The sequence below is a fragment of the Legionella taurinensis genome, assembly GCF_900452865.1.
Taxonomy (GTDB): Bacteria; Pseudomonadota; Gammaproteobacteria; order Legionellales; family Legionellaceae; genus Legionella_C; species Legionella_C taurinensis.
In genome coordinates, this window is record NZ_UGOZ01000001.1 from 1,050,763 (window position 1) to 1,071,868 (window position 21,106).

The window sequence follows — 21,106 nt, forward strand, 5'->3', positions numbered from 1 at the left end:
GCTCAGTTACTCGCCAAAATTCGAGGAACTGGTTTGGTAAATGTTCTCAAATTCATCCAGGACTTCATCGATGCTTTGAATCAGTTGGGCAAAAACGCTTTCCAGTTCATTCACGTGTTTGGCCTTTAAGGCATGCGTCTCTAAACGGGTCACCTGGGCCTGCAGATTGGGAACCCCGCAAAAGCAACAGGCGCCGTGCAGTTTGTGCGCCGCTGTGCCTAAGCCCTTGACGTTTTTATCATGGTATAACTGAATAAATTCTTTGCGGTTTTCGCGCAGTTCTTCCATAAAGCGACCTAAAAATTCTTTCGCCAGCGCCTGATTGCCAGACACCTTCTGCACACAAAGCGCCCAGTCAATGGCCGCCGGTTTGCTGCGTCTTAAAATGGAAAGCAGGGCTGACAGTAATTCCTTTTCTTCAACCGGTTTTTGCAGGTACAGATCAATGCCGGCTTTTTTGAGTTTCTCCTCGCTCATGGCGGATTCGTCGGCACTGATCACCACAATGGGGGTGGTAATGTTGAGCGAGGATTCATGACGTATGCGTTTGGCGGCGTCTAAGCCGCCAAGCTTTGGCATTTGCCAGTCAAGCAGGATGAGCTGGTAGTGTTTTTCGCAGCAGGCCAACACCGCTTCTTCGCCATCGTTCACGGCTTCGACGTTGGCGATTTCGTTTAGAAAGGAATGAAGCAGCATGCGGTTAACCGGGTTGTCTTCCGCAATCAGGATATCGGGATGGGAGAGGCGCAATTGCCCGCGCAGATTATCCAACTCATGGTTAACCGCAGCGGGGGCAGGTTGAGACGGATTAATCAGGCTTTCAATGGTGTCATGGAGTTTCTGGATGCTGATTGGTCTGAATAGGAAGCCGCGGGCGCCAAGCCGTTGCGGTTCATGAATAATGGATTTGGAAATTAAAATGGAGGCGATGGAGTACTTGCGCAGAATGCCCGCAATTTTCTCTTCGCAATCCTCATCCACATTGACAAAAGCAAGGGTGCAATCATTCCGTGTGGCCAAGGCCTTGTCCAGTTCTGAGAGGCTTGCAACCGGCACGCATTGAATGCCGCAATAGACGAGGCCGTTGCACATGGCTTCCAGATGCAGCGGATTGTCGTCATAACAGATGGCCTTAATGTTCTCAAACCGATGCGCCTGGTGTTTCTCGCTTTCGTAGGCGGTCAATTTCTCAAGGCGTATGCGCACAGCAAAGGTCGAGCCTTTGTGCAGTTCACTGGTTAAGGTAATGCGTCCTTTCATTTCTTCGGCGAGTTTTTTGCAAATCACAAGCCCCAGGCCAGAACCGCCAAAGCGGCGGGTGATGGTGGTATCCGCCTGATTAAACGCATTGAACAGTTTGGTCTGATCATCACTGGAAATGCCCATGCCGGTATCAATGACAGAGATACAGAACAGGTAGTCTTTTTCGGTTTCCTGTTCAATGCAGGTTTTCACCAGAACATAACCGCGATCGGTGAATTTAACGGCATTGGTTACGAGGTTAGTCAGGATCTGCTTGATGCGTATGGGATCGCCGAGCACGGTCTTCGGTACATTCACTTCCGTGGACGGAATCAAATCAATGCCTTTTTTATGGGCATTGGGTGCGGCTAAGGTTAATACTTCATCGACGCAGGCACGAAGATCGAGCGGGATGCAGTCGAGGCTTAGTTTTCCGGCATCCATCTTGGAGTAATCGAGGATGTCATTAATGATTGTCAGCAAATCCTGGGCGGAAGACTTGATGGTTTTGACATAATCCAGCTGCAGAGGATCAAGCTTGCTTTCCAGGAGAACGTTGGTGAAGCCGATGACGCCGTTCATGGGGGTCCGTATTTCATGGCTCATGTTGGCAATGAATTCCGATTTCTGGCGGCTTTTCTCCTCGGTTTTTTTCTTTTCAAGCGACAATTCGATGTTTTTTTCTTCGAGCAATTCAAGGCTTTGCTGCAAATCTTCAGTGGCCACTTCAATGTGATGGTTTAAGTCTCTGACGGTGTTGAGGTACTGCTGCTGCAAATGCGCGCAGCCGCGTTCGATAATTCCCAGTTCGCCGGGACTGGTGACTGAAATGTGGGTTTCGAACTCGTTGCTTAAAATCTGCTTCATGCTGCGGCGCAGGCGGGCCAAGGGCAGGTAAATGCGTTTGGAAAGAAAATAATGAATGCTTAAGCTTAAAAGCAAACCCAACAGGATGATAAAAATGGTGACGATGTACATTTGATATTGTTTAATCACCGACGATTGCGTGTCGATGTCGATCGACAGCCAGCCTAAAATGTCATCCGGTTCCAGATTAGCCCGTTCCAGCGCCGACTGAAACACGCTCGCAGAATATAAATTGTGTTTGGGGATGGTAATTGGGGCTAAAAAATTAATTTCGTAAGGTTCAATCTGTTTGCTTTCGATGTAATCGCCGGTGTACTGCAGGGGTTTAAAGGGTTTTTTAATCAGGTGCTTGCCGCCACGGTAGGCAATTAACTGGCCGTCGGCGCTGTAGAACGCCAGAGCAATGATCTCAGGATTGACTGTCGAGGCATCCACCAGCGCCTGCAGGACACGGCGATCGTTGCGCATCATCGCCAGCTGTGCGGCAGGAAGCAATTGGCGTATGTAGGCTTCGCCGAGCCGGGACATGTGCTGGTTTAAGTCTTTATTGAATTCGCCGTTGAAGAACACCGCAAATAACAAAGCGACCAGCAGGACTGGAATCAGGGTTGTGAGGCGCAGTTGGTATTTAATGCCGAGTTCTTTCATTACCTGCCTCTTGTGGGCTGATCAACAAGTCTCTTGCTGAGCAATTTTTCGTTGAATTGCCAAAAAAAGAAGCGCATTCGGTTACTTTCCGTTGCCTTTAAAGTCGGCTATTATAGCCCGATTATTTTATCGCTTACAACGGAGAACCGGATGGTTGTCAGAACTCGCTTTGCCCCCAGTCCAACGGGCTATCTGCATGTGGGGGGGGTACGTACCGCCCTGTTTTCATGGTTATATGCAAGGCATCATCACGGTCAGTTTGTTTTACGCATTGAAGACACCGATCAGGAGCGCTCGACTAAGGAATCCGTGCAGGCCATTTTAGACGGCATGGCCTGGTTGGGCCTGAATTATGACGAAGGGCCGGTTTATCAGACAGAACGCTACGGCCGCTATCGTCAGATTGCAGAGCAGTTATTAAACGAGGGCAAAGCCTATCGCTGCGTCTGTTCCAAAGAGCGCCTGGAGTCTTTGCGTGAAGCCCAGCTTGCCGCGAAGGAAAAGCCCCGTTATGACGGTCATTGCCGCGATAAGCAGTTGCCGGAAGGGGATACGCCCTTTGTCGTTCGATTTAAAAACCCGCAGGAAGGGGTAGTTTCTTTCAGCGATCAGGTTTACGGCGATATCCATGTCGATAACCGTGAACTCGATGATTTAATCCTTGTCCGTTCAGACGGCCATCCAACCTATAATTTCGCTGTCGTCATTGACGATTGGGACATGACCATTACCCATGTTATCCGCGGCGATGATCACATCAACAACACGCCCCGGCAAATCAATCTGTTTAAAGCCTTAAACGCGCCAATCCCCGTCTTTGCGCACCTGCCGATGATTTTGGGCGAGGATGGCAAACGCCTGTCCAAACGCCATGGCGCGGTCAGTGTTCTGCAATTTAAAGAATTGGGCTTTTTACCGCATGCCTTGTTAAATTACCTGGTACGCCTCGGCTGGTCTAACGGCGATCAGGAAATTTTCAGCGTGGACGAAATGATCGCCAGTTTTGATTTAAAAAATGTCAGTCGCGGCGTGTCCAGCTTTAATTACGAAAAACTGCATTGGTTGAATCAGCATTACCAGAAAAGCGATTCCCCGCAGGAGGTGGCCAAGGCCCTGCAATGGCACTTTGAACAAAAGGGGGTGGACTGGTCAAAAGGCCCGTCACTCGCCGATGTCGTGGCTGTGCAGGCGGAGCGCTGCAAAACGCTGGCGGACATGTGTGAAAAAAGCACCTTCTTCTATCAAGATGATATTGATTACGATCCGGATGCGGTGAAGAAGCATTTGCGTCCCGTGGTGCTTGAGCCGCTGCGTACGCTTTATGAACGCCTGCAGCAGGTGGATGCCTGGGAAGCTAACCGCGTACAGGAATGCATTAATGACGTCAGTGCCGAGTTTGATTTGAATCTGGGCAAAATTGCGCAGCCGTTGCGGGTGGCCGTCACCGGCAGCAGCATGTCGCCAGCCATTGACGTGACGCTGGCGCTGATTGGCAGACAGCGGGTGTTAAGCCGGTTTCAGCAGGCCTTGCAGATCATTGAGCAGCGGGCGGCTCAGGCGGCGGAATAACGATTCCTGGATAAACTGAGGGTGTAGCTATTGTTTATCAATAATAGGTCAGGTTGTGATAAAATCTGACTTTATTTTTTATTGTTAGAAAAAATATGCACCATCTGGAAAACCTATTGTCCTTTTTGAGCGAAATTAATAAGCATCTGTTTTTAGCAAGCGAAGACGCATTGACCCGCAAAGAATTTAAGCGTAAGGGAATTACCCACGTGGTCAGTGTCATTCAATCCAAAGTCGTGGTGGCTGACAGCATCAAACACCTGCACATCCCGCTCGCGGATTCGCCCCAAGAAAACATACGCTGTCATTTTGAGAAGGTATTGGCGTTTATTGATGAAGCAATAGCCCAAGACGGTAAAGTGCTGGTGCATTGTGAAAAGGGCATGTCCCGTTCCGCCAGTTTCGTCATTGCCTGGCTGATGCATGATCAACACCGTCAGGGATTAAAGGTGGATTATGCACGCATTCTGCAGGACCTCATTCAAATACGCTCGGCGGTCTCCCCCAACAAGGGTTTCGCTCTGCAGTTAATGAATTACGCAGAGGAGTTAAACATCAATTTGACCTCTCTGGATAAGGATTCTTTATTAAACGTCATGTCCTATTTGTCTCCCAAAGAATGGTCTGCTTTAAGTTGCACATCCCGTTTTTTCAAGCATTTCATGGCCAAGGACGACATGGATAAATTATGGATAGCTCAACTCAAACAGCAATTTAAGTTAAGCGAGATGGAGATTACCTTCTGGCGGGAAAAAAAACTGTCTTTTCCTGCGTTGTTTAAGCTGTATACGCGGTTGAAAACCATCATCCCCTTGCCTGTAAACCTTGCTTTCGCCGTCGGATTTTTTGGATGTGAGAGTCTTTGCAAGCTGTTTATAAACACCCAAGGTAAATCTGAGTTGGAACAGATATTGGCAGGAGCAATTGTGGGTTTTAAATCAGACCTTGTACAACAACACCTTGGATCGCTTAGTCCAGAAGTCTGCCAGAAATTAGTCAATTATGCGGTCATGGTGGATAATGTGGCTGTGCTCGGTTATTTCGACGGTTATCCCATCAATTGGCATATTCGCAATCCCCAGGGAAATAATTTGCTCTTTATGGCGGCTTTTCACGGAAGTTATAACGCATTTGTCTATCTTCATCTTACCAAAGGAGTGGATCCGACTCAGCACAATAATACTGGCGCGACCCTTCTGCAAACCTTGTGTTACTCATCCAATGGTCAGCTGATCGATTACATCAAGGGTTTAAATTGTTTGGATCCCGATGAACCCAATTATTCAGGATTAACCCCCAGGACCATAGCCACAAAGCGAAAGAATACCCTGCTGTTGTCGGCATTTGAGCAATGGCCTGATCCTTCAGACCAACAATCGCTGGGGGTTACCAAGAGTTAGTGAGAAGGTTTCAATGCCATGGCATTGTTTTTGGCTTTTATTTGTTCCTCGCTTAGAGTCATGGTCTGTGTATTCAATGAAAATGAGAGAGCCTTGGTTTCAGAATTATATTTTACCGACATAGCCGTTGATTTTTCTGTATTGGAGGACTCTTCTTTTGCCTTTTTAAAGAGTTCTTCAAACTCATTTTGGTAATCAAATTGGGTGAATTTACTCAATTTGATCTGAAATGACGAAGGGAGCACCTCCTCCTGACATAAACCATGCACAGTACTTAAAAACTGACTTAGGGTGGGCGTGTAATGCCCGCTGCAGTTGTCAATGGCCACCTCTTTTTTCCCGGTTGTTTCATCCCAGAAGTAATCTAGCCAACCAGCGGATTGCGTTTCCTTGCCGGCTTTAAATTGGGAGTGGACTGTCGGTGTGCCAATGTACAGGGCGCCGTTGGGCCCTACCGCATACATGTAGGTTTTGTCAGCGACTTTTTCGCGGCTTTCGTCATAGACCCATCGACCCTGGGCAAGGTCGATTTTGTGTGCTTTTCGCATAGCCTTGTCAAAAAAAGCGTATTTATAAAAAAAGCCCTCTGTGTTAAAAACATCGTCCAATGCTTTGTCTTCACTGACCTTAGCCAGATTGGTTTCACGTGCGTTAATTCTGTTTTTCATAATAGATACTAAATCATTACTGCGATAGGTATAACACTACCTAAAATGACATTAAGAAATAATTAAGAAATCAGTAATTTGCAAAATTGCAATACTATTTACACACTCTTATTAAAATGAACAGCAAATGAAGAGGAAAAGCAGCCTTTCCTTTGATTTAACGCTATACTCTGGGTAATTCATCAGGTGTTTTTCTATGCGTCTTCATTTTGATAACAGCTTTGCCCGCTTGCCGGATACGTTCTATACCCTGCTTGATGCGACACCCGTAAATGACTGTGAATTGATCCATGTCAATGAAGGGGTGGCTGCGCGTCTTGGCATTGGCGCTGACGTGTTAAGCTCCCCTTCATTCGCCCATTATTTTGGCGGCAATCAACGCCTGCCCGGCAGTAAGCCCCTGGCCATGGTGTATGCGGGACATCAATTCGGCTATTACGTGCCGCAACTGGGCGATGGCCGGGCTCTGTTGCTTGGCGAAATCATTAATGCTGAGGGCGAGCGCTGGGACATTCAATTAAAAGGTTCAGGCCAAACGCCCTATTCCCGCATGGGGGATGGCCGGGCGGTGCTGCGTTCGACCGTTCGCGAGTACTTAGCCTCCGAAGCCCTTCATGCCCTGGGCATTCCAACCACCCTGGCCTTGTGCATTGTGGCAACGCATGAGCCGGTTTACCGTCATGTGCCGGAGCCTGGTGCGGTATTGACCCGCGTGGCTGAATCGCACATCCGTATCGGCCATTTTGAGTATTTTTACTATACCCGTCAATTTGAAGCAGTGAAGCAGTTGGCCGATTATGTGTTAACACGGCATTATCCTGACCAACCGCACGATGAAAACGGCTACGCCTACCTTTTTGAGCAGGCGGTGTTACGCACCGCCCGTCTGATTGCGCAATGGCAGGCGGTGGGTTTTTGTCATGGGGTGATGAATACCGATAACATGTCGGTGTTGGGATTAACCATTGACTACGGTCCCTTTGGTTTTCTTGATGCCTATGACGCCGCGCACGTCTGCAACAGTTCGGATGAGACCGGTCGTTATGCCTTTGACCGGCAGCCTGCCATTGCCTTTTGGAATCTGATGGCCTTTGCTCAGGCGCTAACCCCTTTGCTGCCGCAGGACACGTTAAGGTCCATACTGGATTTGTTTCAACCGGAGCTGGTTAAGGCTTACAGCGACTTCATGCGCAAAAAAATGGGTTGGCAGTTACCGCAGGAAGAAGACATGGAACTCATCAATGCCATGCTGGATTTAATGCAGCAGCGCCGGCTCGACTACACCCTGTTTTTACGCACTTTAAGTGATTATGCGCTTCATCAGGATGACCGCTGCTTTGACCGTCTGACTTGCCGGCCTGAGGCCTTAAAGCCCTGGCTTGAAGCCTATGCTGCGCGTTGTGCCCGGGAAGGCGCCCGCGCTGATGAGCGTAGCCAGCAGATGAAAAGCGTAAACCCCAAATACATCCTGCGGAATTACCTCGCGCAACAAGCCATTGACGCCGCCTATGAACATCAGGATTACAGCGAAATCGACAGGCTCTTTCGCGTGTTGCAGAGGCCGTTTGATGAGCAGCCGGATAAAGCGCACTACGCGCAATTGCCGCCGGAATGGGCGGCGCGGATTTCGGTGAGTTGTTCTTCCTAGGATTAAAAGCGGTATTGGTTCTGCTGTTGCAGGAATTCCTTAAGCGTGATGGGTTTCGGATTTTTAAAAAAGCCAAAAACCAGTTGGCTTTCATGCTGGATGTCTGCGTTAAAAATGGTTTCGTCATCGGTTCCAGGAACAACCGGATCGGACACGGAGTCATAGATGGAGGCCACCGGGTGCGGTTTACCCTGTTCATGCCAGTTTAATTTGGCATGGCAGGTGGGGCAGACTTCAATCGGTAATTGCAACGCCTTGATGCGTTGTTTTTGCTGTTCAGTCAGGTAAATGCAATGGCCTAAACGGATTTTACCAAAAAAGGGATGATCACTCTGGTCAGGGTGATTTTTTACCCAGTCTTCAAGCGTTGCAAGAATGGTGTCGGTGTCTTGACGCTCCTGCAGGGTATCCGCTTCGCCCATGTGGATGGCAAGACCCACGTGCTTGTCCAGCGCCAGTTGAATGGTTTTGACCAATTCCTGTCCAGTTAATTGACGCGGTGCCAGGGGTTGGCCGCTGATGTCAATGCCTTTCAGCAAGCCGCCGCTTTGTAACACCTTTTGAATAAAGTAGTCGGCATCCTTGGCTGTGTGATGGACCCTGTCCAAGCTCAGTAAGCCATACGCTTCTTTCCCCAAAGCAGAATCTTCCCTGGCATCGAGCAGGCCTTTTAAAAAGGCAGCGATGTAATCGTCCACCGTGCAGGCATCCATGGGTTTCGGGGTCGTGCGGATCTCGAGGTAGTTCCCTGCGGAATTGGCAATGACATCGTAAGTGCCTTCCTGAATGTCCTTCAGTTTCTGCACCATCTTATGAACGAGAGCAAACTGTGTCCAAATCAGTTTAAGGCAGGCTTCGGTGTCGCGCGGTACTTCCCTGGATTTATCCTCATACTGTTGTTGAACTTCCTGAAATTGCTGGTAAACCTGCGGACACTTGTTTCTTTCTGCAATTCCCTTAAGGAAGCCCTTGCTGAAACTGCCATTGAGGTGGCAATGGAAATCGGCAAAATTCGGTTGCGTTTTAGTTTGCATGTCAGCCTCTTTAAGGTCGAAAGTCCTGCATTCTATCCGCAAATAAAGCCGACGTCAGCTTCGAATAACCCTTGGCCTGATAATCTGAATTTCAGGCCGAATGGCTATTTCCGTTTACCGCGGCTTTTGCTAGTATGAGGGCAACGTGCAGAGAGGGGGCAGGTATGGCTAAAGTGCAATTTCAAGTGGAACCGCACCCCGCACCGCAAGACGAGGCCGTGTTGCGCGCAGGCATTGTCAAGTTTAATGTCAGCTGCATTCATGAGCAGGCGAGCCATTTCTGTCTTTTCGCCAGAGACGATGGGCAATTGATTGGCGGCGCCTCCCTCTGGCAGCACAGTGACGCCTTTTACATCGATGTGCTGTGGTTTGAAGACAACTACCGTCGACAGGGCCTGGGTTCAGCACTTCTCGACAGGCTGGATAAGCAGGCGGTCAGTGCTGGCATTAAAAAAATATTTGTCGATACCTTTTCATTTCAAGCGCGTGATTTTTATGAAAAAAACGGTTTTGCGGTGATTGCCTGCGTACCGGAATACCTCCTGGGGCATGACCGTTATTTTCTTAAAAAAAGCCTGTCGTTCTGATCTGGCATTAAATTTGCTCAATGAAATGTCCATAAGCGCCTATGGACACACATCATGTTTTCGTTAAAGCCCACGTTTTCGAAACTGGTCGGTTTGGTCTTGTTGACGGCCGGTGTATCCGTCCAGGCAACTACCTGGTACCTGAAAGCCGGCAATACCCCCGGCAAAGGCACGGCCGAAGCCCCCTTCAACAGCATGGAAGCGCTTGGCAATCTCGCCGAAGAGGGGGACACGCTCATCATTCTTCCTTCCAACGAGGTTTTTAAAGGAAAAATCACGCTTAAACCGGATCAAATCATCAAGGGCGGCGGTGTGATTGATTGCGCGGGAACACCCTTTGTCTGCAAGGTCAATCAGGCGGGAGCCCGAATCACCAATCCCGATGGCGATGCCATTGAATTGGCGGAAAATACACAAATCATGGGCATTGAGATCATTAAACCCGCAGGCTATGCCATTTATGGGAAAAATGTTCGCAACGTGAAAATCAGCCACACCCGTATTGTCAGCGCCAATCAGGCGGCAAAGGTGCAGGATGAGTTTTTACCGCCGCCGGAGTTACGCGGCTTTATGACTTTTTTTCTGGGTAAACAATACAATAACAGGAATTTTCCCAAAGCAGCCATTGCCTTTGTCGGGGACAGCGATTATTCGCTGGATGCCATTGAAATCAGCCACAGCCTGATTGAAGGCGAAAATAATGGCGGGACTCGAGGATCCGGTGTCAGCGTCCTGCTGGCTGAAAAATCATCGGCCGGCATTGCCATGGAAAACAACATGATCAAGGGCAACAGCACCCTTGAGGGGGTGGTGCCTAATTACCATGCCGGCATTTATGTACTGGCCAAAGACGAAGCGGAGGGACGGCTTAAAATTAACGGATTGTCCATCAGCCACTTAAAACGGTTCAATGACGGGATTGACCTGATTGCGTTTGATGACGCCAAATTATATGCCCAGATTCAGGGCTATCAATTTTACGGCTCCCCCTGGCAGGGGCAGATGAGCGAGGGGCTGGAAACCATTACCGCGTATGGACAAGGCAAGTTTGCTCCCTTAGCCAAAATGACGGCGACTGAACATCATGCGCAAATTGTTCTTCGTGTGCAAGACAGTGTGATTACCGGCAGCGGCGGTCCCGGAATTGTCATGTGCAATTCGCTCGGCAATGCGCCTAAGAACATCATTGATCTGGGGCAGGGGCCTGCAGCTGAAACCGGAACGTTTATCGATAGCCCCAGTTCAGGAGGTAATGAAATCCATAATAATTCAAGTGCCTCCGGCAATGGCGTGGAAGTGGTCGTGATCAATGGCAGCGTTTACGCTCGCAACAATTGGTGGGGCGAGCATGGCGCAATCAAAGGCAAAAGCGACGACTTGACCCTGGATCCAAAACTTGCCCGCCTTTGCGGCGTCAATTTAAATGCGGAATTTTGTCAAAAAGGGGAAGTCAGTCAGTTGTATACTGAGCCCGCATTAAAGAAAGGAGGTGTTAAATCCCATTGATCCTGTCGTCATGTTGATGTTTTTTGTCGTTGGGTGTGACTGATTTGTTTACCTTGGTGAATAAGACAAACCCGTAGGAAGATGCGAATTAAGATAGTGAGTAAAATATGGACATTTTGATTAATACCTTAGGATACATCGCCTCATCGCTTGTTTTCGCGGCCTTTTATGTTAAACGGATAATGACGTTACGTCTGATTGCGATTGGCAGCAACGTCGCTTTTATTGCTTATGCAACAACGGCGCATCTTCTGCCTATTTTTATTCTGCATTCCCTGCTCCTGCCGTTAAATATTCACCGCATTCTCGAATTAAGGCGAAACCTTAAACTGCTGGCTGAAGGTCAGGCGGATGAAAAATCCATTAAAAAGCTGCTGGGACCCCGATGGATGAATACCAATGAAATGGTGTTTAAGGACGGTAAAACCACCTGGACTGTTTATCTGCTGAAAGCCGATTCAGAGGGCATGGCGTGCACACCCGAGGTGCCCAGCGACAAAGCGTCGATTTTTGATGAGGGACACAACCCTGACAATATTTATGTCATTAATCCTGAAAAACCGGCGGAGTCCAACCTGCCGCTTAAATTAATCGGTTACGACAAAGCCAGTAATGCGGACATGGCCGGTACGGTGGAGACGGCCCTGTAAATGCGTTTGGACTAACGTCGACTGGCATGGCTTAATTGCAACTAATTCTCATTTGTATTATCGTTCCTGCTGACTAACAAAATAAAGGACGATCATGAAAGGATGCACTTTTGCAGCGGCCATGCTGCTCGCGGGTTTGCTTCATGCAGCCAGTGAGTGCCGTATTCATACCTGGCACGCCATCAACTCCCTGGATGGGCAGTGGAAAATCACCTTAAAAATGATTAATCAGCAGGGTGTGTTTGCTGACCGCGATTGCAATCCCTTAACAGAAGCCTCTCTCAGTGCAGAACAGCCTCTGATTTATGGCTTTGGTTTCCCAAACGATGCGGATTTCGATTTGGCCTACACGGTCACTGCGGTGAAACAGGAAGCGGGATTCCAATCGAAAGCCTGTGTTTTTGTCGTTACCGCCAAGGGGCCCGCGCAGCCTGACATTACTGCCATTGCCTACCATGGTGCTGAATGCCAGTGGAAAGTGGTCCGGGGTGTAGGCGAAGATTTTACAGTGAGATAACGGCTCTCCAATTCCGACTTCAGAATTGGAGAGTGAGGTCTTATTGCTGGGAGGTCGTGCCGGATTGGGGTGCAGGGCTTTCAGTACTGTTTGATTTAGCCAGTTGGGCGGCGCAAGAGGCGGCAATGTCGTTGATTTTGTTGTCGTACTCTTTGTCCGTCATGTTATCGGAGTTTTTAATCAGGGTTTTTAATTCCGATTTAGCGCAACCACAATAGGATGTAGCCACTTGCTTTAAGCGATCATCCATTTTAGGGTACACCAGACTCCAGCGATCATGACAGGATTCATCAATGTCTGCTTCGGAGGCGCCGGTTAATTCATTGTCTTCTTCAAGGGAATTTAAGGCATCGTGAAGCAGGGTACGGGTCATGCACACCTGCGCGGCTTTATCCACGGCGGCGCTGTCCTGCAGGGGTTGTGTGGCGGCGCATTCGCAATATTGTTCACCAAAATTTTTGTAATCGACCTGATCCTTGGTGGTATTGTCACGCCCAAGCCAGGCTTTGACGCAGGTGGATTGAAAGGTTTCTTCGCTTTTCGGAGCGGGGGCATTGTCTGCCTGAACAAGTAAGGGGACACCAACAAAAACAACAGCCAACAGCGATTTTATTGTTCTATTTGAGTGCATGGCGTGTTACTCCGTAGGGTTGATTTAAAGGTAATTCTAATTTTCAGCATAGTTCACGGATGAAAACTAAGCGAATGGTTTTAAAAAATTTTTTGAAGAGGGAGCCTCCCTTTGGGGGGCTTTAGCAAGAGACCTGACACTAAAACGGACGAAGGCCGTCAAAGGCTGTTTTTTCGGTGTCTGAGGCAATCAGGGCCAGGGATTCCAGGCAGACGGGATTCTTAAGACTGGCCTGGGTCGCTTCATAACTGGTTTCTGCCAGTTTCACATAAGCCTCGGTAGCCGTGGCATTGGCTTTGTTAGTCAGCTGAGTCCAGCACCAGAGTGTGATCCACCAGCTGACTAAGGGTTTGTACACTTCAAACCAGGCTTCAATCGTGGGAGTGACTTTGTCAAAGTAAAAGCCAAGCAGCTGCTTTTCCTGTTCCGCGGACAGTTTTCCTTCCATGCAGAAATAAACCAAATCCCATAAAAAATCATTATTACCGGAATATTCCCAGTCAATTAATTTGTACGATGTCAGGGACATCAGAAAATTGCCGGGGGTGGGATCATTATGGCAGGGTTTCAGTGGGATTTTGTATTTACCGCAAACGGCTGCAATTTTTGCCAGGCCGTCTTCAACGGCGGCCAAATCCTTGGGCAGGGGTAGCTCTGCCTTGTCTTTAACGGCTTTTAATAACGCCTCATTGCGTTGAAAAAGATGAATGTCATTGCTGAAACGATGCGATTGATGGAGGCTTTGAAAAATTCCCGCCACCTTTTCCAGCACCTGCTTTTCTTTAAGTAGCGCAGGGATTAGGGGTTTGCTGTTCTCAAAAAAGCGTGTTAACTGAAGACCATCCTGATCATTAAAAAATTCAATGGACACATTAATCGCTAACTGACTGGTTTGCCTGGCGTTGTAGCCTTCGTGTTGTCTGTTAATAAAACTGGAGGTGTTTTTGCCCGGGACACGCAGCACAAACTGTTCTGCCGGCGTGCTTAAGCGTTTAAGCTGTTTGACAAAATAGGTGAGATTGGTCATGCCGCCTGACAATTGTTTCAGTTTAAGTCGGTAAGGGGCTATGGCTCGCAAGCGCGGGATGTGTTGAATGATAGGAGAGAGTTCATTGGTTTGTTTTGTTCTTTCTGCCAGCTGATTCCACCCTTTACTGACCTGCGAGGTTTTTGCCAGTGTGTGAGGATCAAGGAAGCTGAATAAATAAATGGCCAGGGGTTCGGGCAGCTTTTGATCAAAAAAAGAAAATTTCATTTCGCACTCACCAGGCAAGGGTAGGCTCGAGTCTAGCGAAATAATAATCTTATTGTAAAGATTAGGTATGAAAAAGCGCCCGATCCTGTCGGGCGCGCGTGTTCAGCCTTGTTTAAGCCGATGGATACGGTCTGACAAGGCCTGTTGGTTAATAAAGCCCACGGCACTTAAATCATCCACCACCTGTCCCTCGCGATCAATGAACAACAGGGTGGGCGTGCCGTAAATGGCAAAGGCCTGTTTAATTTCGTCCGTGGTCGGATTGCTCTGGCTGATATCAATTTTTAAACGCAGCAGGCCGTCTAACGACGAGCGCAATTGCGGTTGATTCAAGACCCTGGATTCAAGGGCCTGGCAGGCGCTGCACCAGGACGCAGTAAAGACCAGCAAGGCGGGTTTATGTTGGCGGCGGGCATCGTTAAGCCGCTTTTCAATGGCTGCCATGGAATCTGCCGCCACAAAAACCGTTTGTTTTACCGCGTGTTGTTTTTGAAGTGCTGCAGGCGCTATCAAAGGCAATAGCGCGGCGTGAGCGAGCATCCCGCCGGCCATGATGCTGGCAACGCCCATGCCTTTAAACCACACAGCACCTTTATGAGTGGTGCTTTGCAGACTGCCAAGGAAGATGCTGCCAAATACGAACAGTGACGCCCATAAAAGCGTAATGATTGGGGCAGGCAGGATGCGTGATGCCATCCAGATGGCCATGGCAAACAGGACCAGGGCAAAGCATTTCTTGATTTTGAGCATCCAGCCGCCTGTTTTCGGCAACAGGGAACCATAACCCGAGCCCACCAGCAGCAGGGGCATGCCCATTCCCGCGGCCATGACCAGTAAAATCAGGCCGCCCTGTGCGGGTTCCCCTTTCTGACTGATATAGGTCAGTACGCCGATCAAGGGGGCGGTAACGCAGGGAGAGACCACCAGGGTTGAGGCAATACCCATCAGCATAGCCCCGGCATAGCCGGGTTTGCCGCGTTGCTTGAATCGATGTTGCAGCGCTTGCGGCAACCGCAGTTCAAACAGACCTGACATGGAGAGTCCCATCATCACAAACAAGGCACTGAAGCTTAGAATGACGGCCGGTTGCTGCATGGCTGTCTGCAGGGTGCTGCCCAGGTAACCCGCCATGACCCCGGCTGCGGCATAGGTTGCGGCCATGCCGATGACATAGCTTAAGGATAATTTGAAAGCCTGCGGGGTGGATAATGAATCCCGGCCGACAAGAATGCCTGAGAGGATGGGAATCATCGGTAAAACACAGGGAGTAAACGACAGCAAGAGGCCGAGGCCAAAAAACGCGGAGAGATAAATGAGTGCATTGTGATGTTCAATAAAATGCATAATCATCGCCGGGTTGGCGCTCCCCAATTCACCGCTGAATGACCAGGCGCTTTTTGAAACAAACATCAGCAGCGCCAAAAAGCGAAAACCTTTCCATAAATTCATAATGAGTATCCTCTGGTTAATATGATTGAAGCGAAGTGCTTAACTCCGCAAAGGGATTACGTGTGATTACATTGACCAGGAGGGGCGAATGGGGGGGCGTAACAGGCGTTTAATGGGGGCGGAGGCCGCCCAGACGGCGAGCGTGAAGTAAACTAGGGAAATCAACAGGCCGAAAGGGGTGAACAGTCCGCCTGCCTGGTTTTCACTCAACAGGCAATAGGCGGTAGACGCACAGGACATCGCGGTGGAAAGCCGGTTTTGGCAGTCGTACTGGAAGGTGTAATGGGCCGTGGTTTGCTCGGCGGCAGAAGGCAGCAGCACGGGTTTAAGGGCCAGGATCAGCAGACTTAAAACCAGCATACCATGTAGAATTCGCAGGGATAATTTCATCGCCTTATAATAAACCAATCCGTTGTAAATTGTAAAACCCAGCTCTTTTTGAGTAAAAATTGTTCTTTTTTGGTTGTAAATCCGGTCAAAAGAAGTAAAAATGTCAGAATGTTACAGGTGGAGGATGCAGATGGGTAAAGCAACGGACGAGTTTCGAAAGCGTGATAATGAGAAAGGCGGTTTTGAAGATTGCCGCGAGTTTAGTACCTGGTATGACAATGAAGACGCCAAACGCATTGCATGGACTTTGTTTACCCGTTTGCCTGAAAGCAAAACCAGGGCCCTTTTTTTACCACCCCAGGTGGTGTTTGACGGTATTTACAATCGAGATATCGGCGATGTGTTAAACATCGCTGCCGACTGGTTCAGAAAAACGCCTGAACACGTGCGCTATTTCCCGTTTATCTTTAAGCCCGAATTGGCGGGCGCTCATTACATGGCCGGTGTTTTTGTCAAGGTGGCGGCCTTGGGCATGAAGCTTGTGTTGTTTAACCCTGCCGGACAAATCAAGCATCTGAATTTAACGAAGCTCGATAAACTCATTCCTGTGTATGCCTCTCCCCATGCCTTGCAAACCGCTAAAAAAGATGGGGGGAAACTGGTTTCCTGTGGGCCTTTAAGCCTTTATTTTTTAGAGTATGTCTTAAATAACCCCAATTGGCTTGAGACGGTGGATGAGCGCTTTCTTCTGCCCAACGCCCTGGCCCGGTTTAATGATGAAGAAACGTACAAAGACAACATACTGACATTAAGAAACAGGCACGATGAGTTGCTGCAAACGGTGAGCGACGAGGACTTAAACAGGGTGAGTGACTTTTACGAACCGTTCGATGCCATGTTGTTGAGTACTCTGGATACCCTCGATAAAAAAAGAGAAAGGGAGGCGCTGCTGGATTCCTATGACTTCTATGTCGAGGACGGTAGCGATGACGAGCCTCCGCTCAATCCGGATGAGTCTCTGTCGGGGGATGACGATGAGCAGATTGATGAGTTTAGCCACGAGTCATCCGACGAGAGCCCGGTAACCGCTTTTATAGGAAAACAAAATCCCACGGAGTGCCCGCTTAAGCCCAAGCAGGAGGCCGATAAGGTAAACCTTTCCGTTCCCGTGGAGTCCATACGCGAGGTTCCGTTCAAGGCATCATCGCTGCAAACGGACGTGGTAAGCCTTGTGGAATCCTATCCCTTAACGGCTGATAGGCAAGAAAAGGATCTCGAGGGGGAGACGCGTGGGGTTCAGGCTGTCAGGACAGAGATTGAACGTTTGCGGAAAAAAACAGGCCTTTTGTCCTGGGGATGCATGGACAAGAGTAACCGCATTCAACAAGCATTGACTACAGCCTGCACCGCAAAGGGAGAGGATGTACGCCTTAATCCAGCGGTGCGCGAGGCATTGGGCGCGCACCGCATCGGCTTCTTTGGTAAAGCGCAATCGCTAATCGCTATCGATGAGTCGCTGGCCAACGAGGGCTATTCAGTCCCGCTTTGAGGCTTCTGGGGCTTGCTTTGATTCAACAGCTTAATCCATTTTTCCCGGCGCTCATTGTCCATGGGCGCTTCCTTGATGACATAGTGCAGCACATACATTCCGTCTTTGCCTTTGGTAATCAGCTGCAGTTCATCCTGTTTCAGATTTTCAGGTTCCGTCACCTGGAATTCAAACAGAACCCGATCGGGGCTTTCACTGATCACTTTAATCACCGGATCAAGGCCTGATTCTTTCAAATATTTCATGACATTCTGACTGAATTCTTTCGGTGTCATCTTATCCTGGATACCGGGGATGAACTGGCTGGTCACTAATTCCTGCCATTTTTCAATGCTGTCCCCTTTGGGGATGTATTCAATGGTGGTGATGGTGTCGGTTTTTTGTCCCCAGGCGGCTTTCCACTCGCGATCATCAAAAACGATGGTTTGCATTTCCATGCTTTCCAGGTCGCCGGGTGGGTTTTGCAGGCGTGAGGCTTTGGTGCTGCAATAGAGTTCGCCGTTGTAATTATAATATTCCACGCAGTCCGTGTTTTTGCCCTTTTCAACTTTGATTAAATCGGATTTGTCTGGTTCTGCCTGCAGAGGCAAGGCCAGGGCGTACAACAAACACAATGAAAACAAGGGTCTGTATCCGCTCATAATTTATCTTCCCTGTATTATTTTAATTCTAATTGTAGCAATTATTTTGGTCGACAGGGATTGTAAACCCGCATTTCAAGCGCATTAAAAAGAAATTAAATCAAGAAAAAGGCGCTGGAGAGCCTCTGTAAGCGATTGATTCATGACCTCGGTCAGCCAATGTAAATAAAGCAGTTTCTGTTGTTTGACATCGATGGAATCGGCTTGCGGCTTGTCCTTAAAGGCCCGGTACAGCGCGTCCTGCTGCAGCGACTCAGACACTAATTCAAGCTGAAGAATCTGTCCATAGTCGGCCTTTATCCCGACGTCTGCCGGCAGGGAGGCTAAGTAGTGGCGAACGCAACGTAACGGTTCGGTCAGGCGCGACTGCGTTTCAGCCACCAACGCCACGGCATTTTGCATGTCATTCAGGCGGATAAGCCGTTGGGTTTGACCTGACCAGGCACAGAATAACACCAGGTTGACGTTGTATTGCCACTGATTTTGCAGGGTGAGGCAAATCGTTTTGACCTGAGGATTGCGATACAGGTGATTGGAGAATTGCCAGAAGGGGTTATCAAGAGGGGTCGTCATGAAAGAAAATACAAAATAACCGTCATTTTTACACAACAGGCTAAGGCTGACTATAGTTATAATAGAAAAATAACCATGAGCTTACGATGATGACGAAGTGGACGCGTTTGATGTTGTCAGTTCTTCTTTTTATCACCCTGCCTGCGGAAGCCAAAGTAAAAATAGGCACACCCATTTTCGATCCCCCTTTTGTGATGAACGACAGCCATTTTGTCAATACCGGTTTTGATGTGGATTTGATGCAGCGCATCTGCAGCCGTTTGAAATGGCAATGCGAATTCGTCACCATGCCCAAGCAGCGTTTGCTTGAGGCATTAGGCAGCGGTGAAATTGATTATGCCATGGGATCGCTTGCGATTACTCCGGAACGGGAAACCCACTTTTTATTCACCATCCCTTATTTTCTGTCCTCAGGCGGGTTCATCGTGATGGCGAACAGCCCGCTGACATCCATTGAGCCTCTGGCCGGACGGCGCATCGGCGTGATGGAGGGGACCGTGTACGCCGATTACCTGCTCCACCATCCTGAACTCAAGGTCGATTTGCAGGTGTATTCCAACATCGGCGGGCTGGTTGAAGCCATGAAAACCGAGAAAATCGAGGCGGCCTTTATCAATTATTACTCTGTACTCTACCTGGAGCATCAATACCCGGGCATTGTGAAAGCGTTAAAGGGGAGCATTAAAGTAGGGTATGGCATGGGCATTGCCACCCGGCGCGGCAACGAAAAGGACATCGAGAAAATCAATGCCCTTATTACGGAATTTGAAAATGATGGCACCTTCGTTATGCTGTACAATTACTATTTTACCTTCTTCGCTAAAGACGCGATGAAGTAACGGATTTGAGTGGAGAAAGACCATGCCCCCTAGCCCAAAACCCAGCCAGCGGCAGCTCGATGAGGATTTATCCAAACAGGAATTAACCGCCACCCTGATTATCCGTAACCAGCTGAGGGCCATTCTTGATGATTCAGGATCGCGCTTGAAAACCGCTGCAGCCAAGGGAGCGGTTAAACAATTGCAGGAGCGCATTGATCAGGGATTGGTTGCCCTGCTTCATGCCAAAAGCAGGGAAGAATACGCGTTGCAGCAGAAACGCTTCAATCTGCTTCTTGACCAATTTAAAGAAGTGATGCAGCTTGAAGGCGATGTGGAGCTTGCCTTGAAGGATTTTCGTTTTTTCCATCACGTGCACCAGACCCTGAAGCGCGCGACTGTCGAAAACAGAGGGACCTTGCTTGAGCGTTTTGCCGAAAAATTTCAGGATGATCCTGATTTCGAATTGTGGTGCCGACATTTGGCAGCGTTGCAAAGCTTACCCGCAAGTCAGTTTGAAGCCCAGAAAAAGGCTTTGCTGGATGGCCTGGTGGCTGAAACCACCTACCTGGATTTGGGTAATTTGGCGGCCATGGGGTTAATTGAACGCAACGTCCAATTGTTAGCCGATACTCGCTTAATCTATTTAAAAGAAACCAATAACCGCAAATCCCTCCTGAAAGACATCGGCTGGATTGGATTGGGAATTGGCCTGGTTACTGCCGCGGCCGTTTTAGCCATCGCTTTTCCCGTCCTGGCGGTGCCCGGTATTGTCGTGGGCTCGATCGTGATGGGATACGGCATCATCGATTTTGCCAAGGAAAGCGTTGAACTTTACTCGGAATTGGCTGAAGAGGAAAAAGGCGACTTGAGTCTCGACGTGGAAGATGAATTGAAAAGCCTTGAGGATGACATTCAAGACATGGATGTCGAAGGGTTTCTGCGAAAACAACCCCACCCCCATCACGAGTGGTCAACTGAAAAAAAATGGGTTAAAGGCTTGGGCTATGCCGCGTCCTTTGCCGGTTTTGCCTTGGGTCTTGTGGCGTTAGCCTTTGTTCTCCCCGGTGTCGCCGTGCCCGCGGCAGCGGTTATTGCGGTCACGGCGGTGGCCGTTGGCATTGCTGCCCTGGCCGGCGCTGTTTTAGGCTACAAAGTGTTCAGTGAACAGAAAAAATTGAAGGAAGCCGAACAGGCCATGCAGGATGACATGATCAAGGATATGGAGACGCTGGATAGTGTCTCCGATCACCTGCTGAGCGCGAACTTAAGCAGCGATGCCCGCATGAATCGACAATTGCAATCGTCCCCGGCTAAAAAACCGGCACTGGCCCCAGCGGATCGTGCGGCAAATCGTGACGAGGATGAAGACGATGAGCGTGAACGCGAAGGCGATGAGGATCGCGGCGTACCGGCGGAGGAGCTGGATGAAGGAGACTCTGATACGGAAAGGGAAGGCGATGAGGAAGAGGGCGGCGAAAAGCCCCTGGCCCGCAAATAACGCCTCACGACAGAGGGTATTTA

18 protein-coding genes and 1 pseudogene are annotated in these 21,106 nt (G+C 49.1%); 10 read left to right on the forward strand and 9 right to left on the reverse strand.

Annotated elements, in window-relative coordinates:
- Positions 1-6: 6 nt before the first annotated feature.
- On the reverse strand, positions 7-2,757 hold the full coding sequence (gene letS / locus DYE45_RS04955; protein WP_115300547.1) for a two-component system sensor histidine kinase LetS: 2,751 nt from the start codon (positions 2,755-2,757) through the stop codon (positions 7-9).
- A 150-nt stretch (positions 2,758-2,907) separates the two neighbouring features.
- Here letS and gltX point away from each other — a divergent pair, with 150 nt between their 5' ends.
- Positions 2,908-4,326 (forward strand): glutamate--tRNA ligase, encoded by a 1,419-nt coding sequence (gene gltX, locus DYE45_RS04960; protein WP_115300548.1) that lies wholly within the window; start codon positions 2,908-2,910, stop codon positions 4,324-4,326.
- Between the two features lie 125 nt (positions 4,327-4,451).
- On the forward strand, positions 4,452-5,726 hold the full coding sequence (locus DYE45_RS04965; RefSeq protein WP_160160681.1) for a dual specificity protein phosphatase family protein: 1,275 nt from the start codon (positions 4,452-4,454) through the stop codon (positions 5,724-5,726).
- On the opposite strand, the gene DYE45_RS04970 is transcribed toward DYE45_RS04965, so the two are convergent.
- Positions 5,723-6,394, reverse strand: a complete 672-nt coding sequence (locus DYE45_RS04970) for a hypothetical protein (RefSeq protein ID WP_108292158.1) — start codon at positions 6,392-6,394, stop codon at positions 5,723-5,725. The genes DYE45_RS04965 and DYE45_RS04970 overlap by 4 nt on opposite strands.
- Before the next feature lie 196 nt (positions 6,395-6,590).
- Between DYE45_RS04970 and DYE45_RS04975 the strand changes: the two genes are divergently transcribed.
- The gene (locus tag DYE45_RS04975; protein WP_115300550.1) at positions 6,591-8,042 is read left to right on the forward strand and encodes a protein adenylyltransferase SelO; all 1,452 of its coding nucleotides are present in this window, start codon (positions 6,591-6,593) and stop codon (positions 8,040-8,042) included.
- Positions 8,043-8,044: 2 nt separating this feature from the next.
- Here DYE45_RS04975 and DYE45_RS04980 read toward each other — a convergent pair whose 3' ends face one another.
- The gene (locus DYE45_RS04980; protein WP_115300551.1) at positions 8,045-9,076 is read right to left on the reverse strand and encodes an amidohydrolase family protein; all 1,032 of its coding nucleotides are present in this window, start codon (positions 9,074-9,076) and stop codon (positions 8,045-8,047) included.
- A 164-nt stretch (positions 9,077-9,240) separates the two neighbouring features.
- On the opposite strand from DYE45_RS04980, the gene DYE45_RS04985 reads away from it, so the two are divergent.
- From DYE45_RS04985 to DYE45_RS05000, 4 genes and pseudogenes are all read left to right on the forward strand, one after another.
- On the forward strand, positions 9,241-9,663 hold the full coding sequence (locus DYE45_RS04985) for a GNAT family N-acetyltransferase (protein ID WP_160160682.1): 423 nt from the start codon (positions 9,241-9,243) through the stop codon (positions 9,661-9,663).
- A gap of 54 nt (positions 9,664-9,717) precedes the next feature.
- A complete protein-coding gene (locus DYE45_RS04990) occupies positions 9,718-11,169 on the forward strand; it encodes a hypothetical protein (protein ID WP_108292150.1) in 1,452 nt (483 codons plus the stop codon).
- A 107-nt stretch (positions 11,170-11,276) separates the two neighbouring features.
- Positions 11,277-11,492: pseudogene (locus tag DYE45_RS15000) on the forward strand (hypothetical protein); the annotation flags it as partial.
- Positions 11,493-11,913: 421 nt separating this feature from the next.
- Positions 11,914-12,336 (forward strand): hypothetical protein, encoded by a 423-nt coding sequence (locus tag DYE45_RS05000; RefSeq protein ID WP_242602679.1) that lies wholly within the window; start codon positions 11,914-11,916, stop codon positions 12,334-12,336.
- Between the two features lie 40 nt (positions 12,337-12,376).
- Here DYE45_RS05000 and DYE45_RS05005 read toward each other — a convergent pair whose 3' ends face one another.
- The 4 genes from DYE45_RS05005 to DYE45_RS05020 form a co-directional block, all read right to left on the reverse strand.
- Positions 12,377-12,967 carry a hypothetical protein gene (locus DYE45_RS05005; protein WP_108292148.1) on the reverse strand — a complete coding sequence of 197 codons (591 nt, stop codon included), beginning with the start codon at positions 12,965-12,967 and terminating at the stop codon, positions 12,377-12,379.
- A gap of 139 nt (positions 12,968-13,106) precedes the next feature.
- The gene (locus DYE45_RS05010) at positions 13,107-14,222 is read right to left on the reverse strand and encodes a phosphotransferase family protein (RefSeq protein ID WP_108292146.1); all 1,116 of its coding nucleotides are present in this window, start codon (positions 14,220-14,222) and stop codon (positions 13,107-13,109) included.
- A 102-nt stretch (positions 14,223-14,324) separates the two neighbouring features.
- Positions 14,325-15,671 (reverse strand): protein-disulfide reductase DsbD, encoded by a 1,347-nt coding sequence (dsbD, locus tag DYE45_RS05015; RefSeq protein ID WP_115300552.1) that lies wholly within the window; start codon positions 15,669-15,671, stop codon positions 14,325-14,327.
- 66 nt (positions 15,672-15,737) lie between these two features.
- On the reverse strand, positions 15,738-16,061 hold the full coding sequence (locus DYE45_RS05020) for a lpg1681 family protein (RefSeq protein WP_133138174.1): 324 nt from the start codon (positions 16,059-16,061) through the stop codon (positions 15,738-15,740).
- 130 nt (positions 16,062-16,191) lie between these two features.
- Between DYE45_RS05020 and DYE45_RS05025 the strand changes: the two genes are divergently transcribed.
- Positions 16,192-17,550: a hypothetical protein gene (locus DYE45_RS05025; protein WP_115300553.1), complete on the forward strand. Its 1,359-nt coding sequence runs from the start codon at positions 16,192-16,194 to the stop codon at positions 17,548-17,550.
- Here DYE45_RS05025 and DYE45_RS05030 read toward each other — a convergent pair.
- Complete coding sequence (locus DYE45_RS05030) at positions 17,532-18,191, reverse strand: HI_0983 family protein (protein ID WP_242602680.1); 660 nt, start codon at positions 18,189-18,191, stop codon at positions 17,532-17,534. The genes DYE45_RS05025 and DYE45_RS05030 overlap by 19 nt on opposite strands.
- An 84-nt stretch (positions 18,192-18,275) precedes the next feature.
- Positions 18,276-18,764, reverse strand: coding sequence for a TIGR02444 family protein (locus tag DYE45_RS05035; protein ID WP_108292138.1), 489 nt, complete (start codon positions 18,762-18,764; stop codon positions 18,276-18,278).
- A gap of 86 nt (positions 18,765-18,850) precedes the next feature.
- On the opposite strand from DYE45_RS05035, the gene DYE45_RS05040 reads away from it, so the two are divergent.
- Both DYE45_RS05040 and DYE45_RS05045 read left to right on the forward strand, forming a co-directional pair.
- Positions 18,851-19,603, forward strand: coding sequence for a transporter substrate-binding domain-containing protein (locus DYE45_RS05040; RefSeq protein WP_108292136.1), 753 nt, complete (start codon positions 18,851-18,853; stop codon positions 19,601-19,603).
- A gap of 22 nt (positions 19,604-19,625) precedes the next feature.
- Entirely contained in the window at positions 19,626-21,083 is a 1,458-nt protein-coding gene (locus tag DYE45_RS05045) for a hypothetical protein (protein WP_108292134.1), read from the forward strand.
- Positions 21,084-21,106 lie beyond the last annotated feature (23 nt).

Bases quoted from the DNA above. Each gene is read 5' to 3' on its own strand.
- letS (WP_115300547.1), bottom strand. From the start codon at position 2,757: ATGAAAGAACTCGGCATTAAATACCAACTGCGCCTCACAACCCTGATT.
- gltX (WP_115300548.1), top strand. From the start codon at position 2,908: ATGGTTGTCAGAACTCGCTTTGCCCCCAGTCCAACGGGCTATCTGCAT.
- DYE45_RS04970 (WP_108292158.1), bottom strand. From the start codon at position 6,394: ATGAAAAACAGAATTAACGCACGTGAAACCAATCTGGCTAAGGTCAGT.
- DYE45_RS04975 (WP_115300550.1), top strand. From the start codon at position 6,591: ATGCGTCTTCATTTTGATAACAGCTTTGCCCGCTTGCCGGATACGTTC.
- DYE45_RS04980 (WP_115300551.1), bottom strand. From the start codon at position 9,076: ATGCAAACTAAAACGCAACCGAATTTTGCCGATTTCCATTGCCACCTC.
- DYE45_RS04985 (WP_160160682.1), top strand. From the start codon at position 9,241: ATGGCTAAAGTGCAATTTCAAGTGGAACCGCACCCCGCACCGCAAGAC.
- DYE45_RS04990 (WP_108292150.1), top strand. From the start codon at position 9,718: ATGTTTTCGTTAAAGCCCACGTTTTCGAAACTGGTCGGTTTGGTCTTG.
- DYE45_RS05000 (WP_242602679.1), top strand. From the start codon at position 11,914: ATGAAAGGATGCACTTTTGCAGCGGCCATGCTGCTCGCGGGTTTGCTT.
- DYE45_RS05005 (WP_108292148.1), bottom strand. From the start codon at position 12,967: ATGCACTCAAATAGAACAATAAAATCGCTGTTGGCTGTTGTTTTTGTT.
- DYE45_RS05010 (WP_108292146.1), bottom strand. From the start codon at position 14,222: ATGAAATTTTCTTTTTTTGATCAAAAGCTGCCCGAACCCCTGGCCATT.
- dsbD (WP_115300552.1), bottom strand. From the start codon at position 15,671: ATGAATTTATGGAAAGGTTTTCGCTTTTTGGCGCTGCTGATGTTTGTT.
- DYE45_RS05020 (WP_133138174.1), bottom strand. From the start codon at position 16,061: ATGAAATTATCCCTGCGAATTCTACATGGTATGCTGGTTTTAAGTCTG.
- DYE45_RS05025 (WP_115300553.1), top strand. From the start codon at position 16,192: ATGGGTAAAGCAACGGACGAGTTTCGAAAGCGTGATAATGAGAAAGGC.
- DYE45_RS05030 (WP_242602680.1), bottom strand. From the start codon at position 18,191: ATGAGCGGATACAGACCCTTGTTTTCATTGTGTTTGTTGTACGCCCTG.
- DYE45_RS05035 (WP_108292138.1), bottom strand. From the start codon at position 18,764: ATGACGACCCCTCTTGATAACCCCTTCTGGCAATTCTCCAATCACCTG.
- DYE45_RS05040 (WP_108292136.1), top strand. From the start codon at position 18,851: ATGATGACGAAGTGGACGCGTTTGATGTTGTCAGTTCTTCTTTTTATC.
- DYE45_RS05045 (WP_108292134.1), top strand. From the start codon at position 19,626: ATGCCCCCTAGCCCAAAACCCAGCCAGCGGCAGCTCGATGAGGATTTA.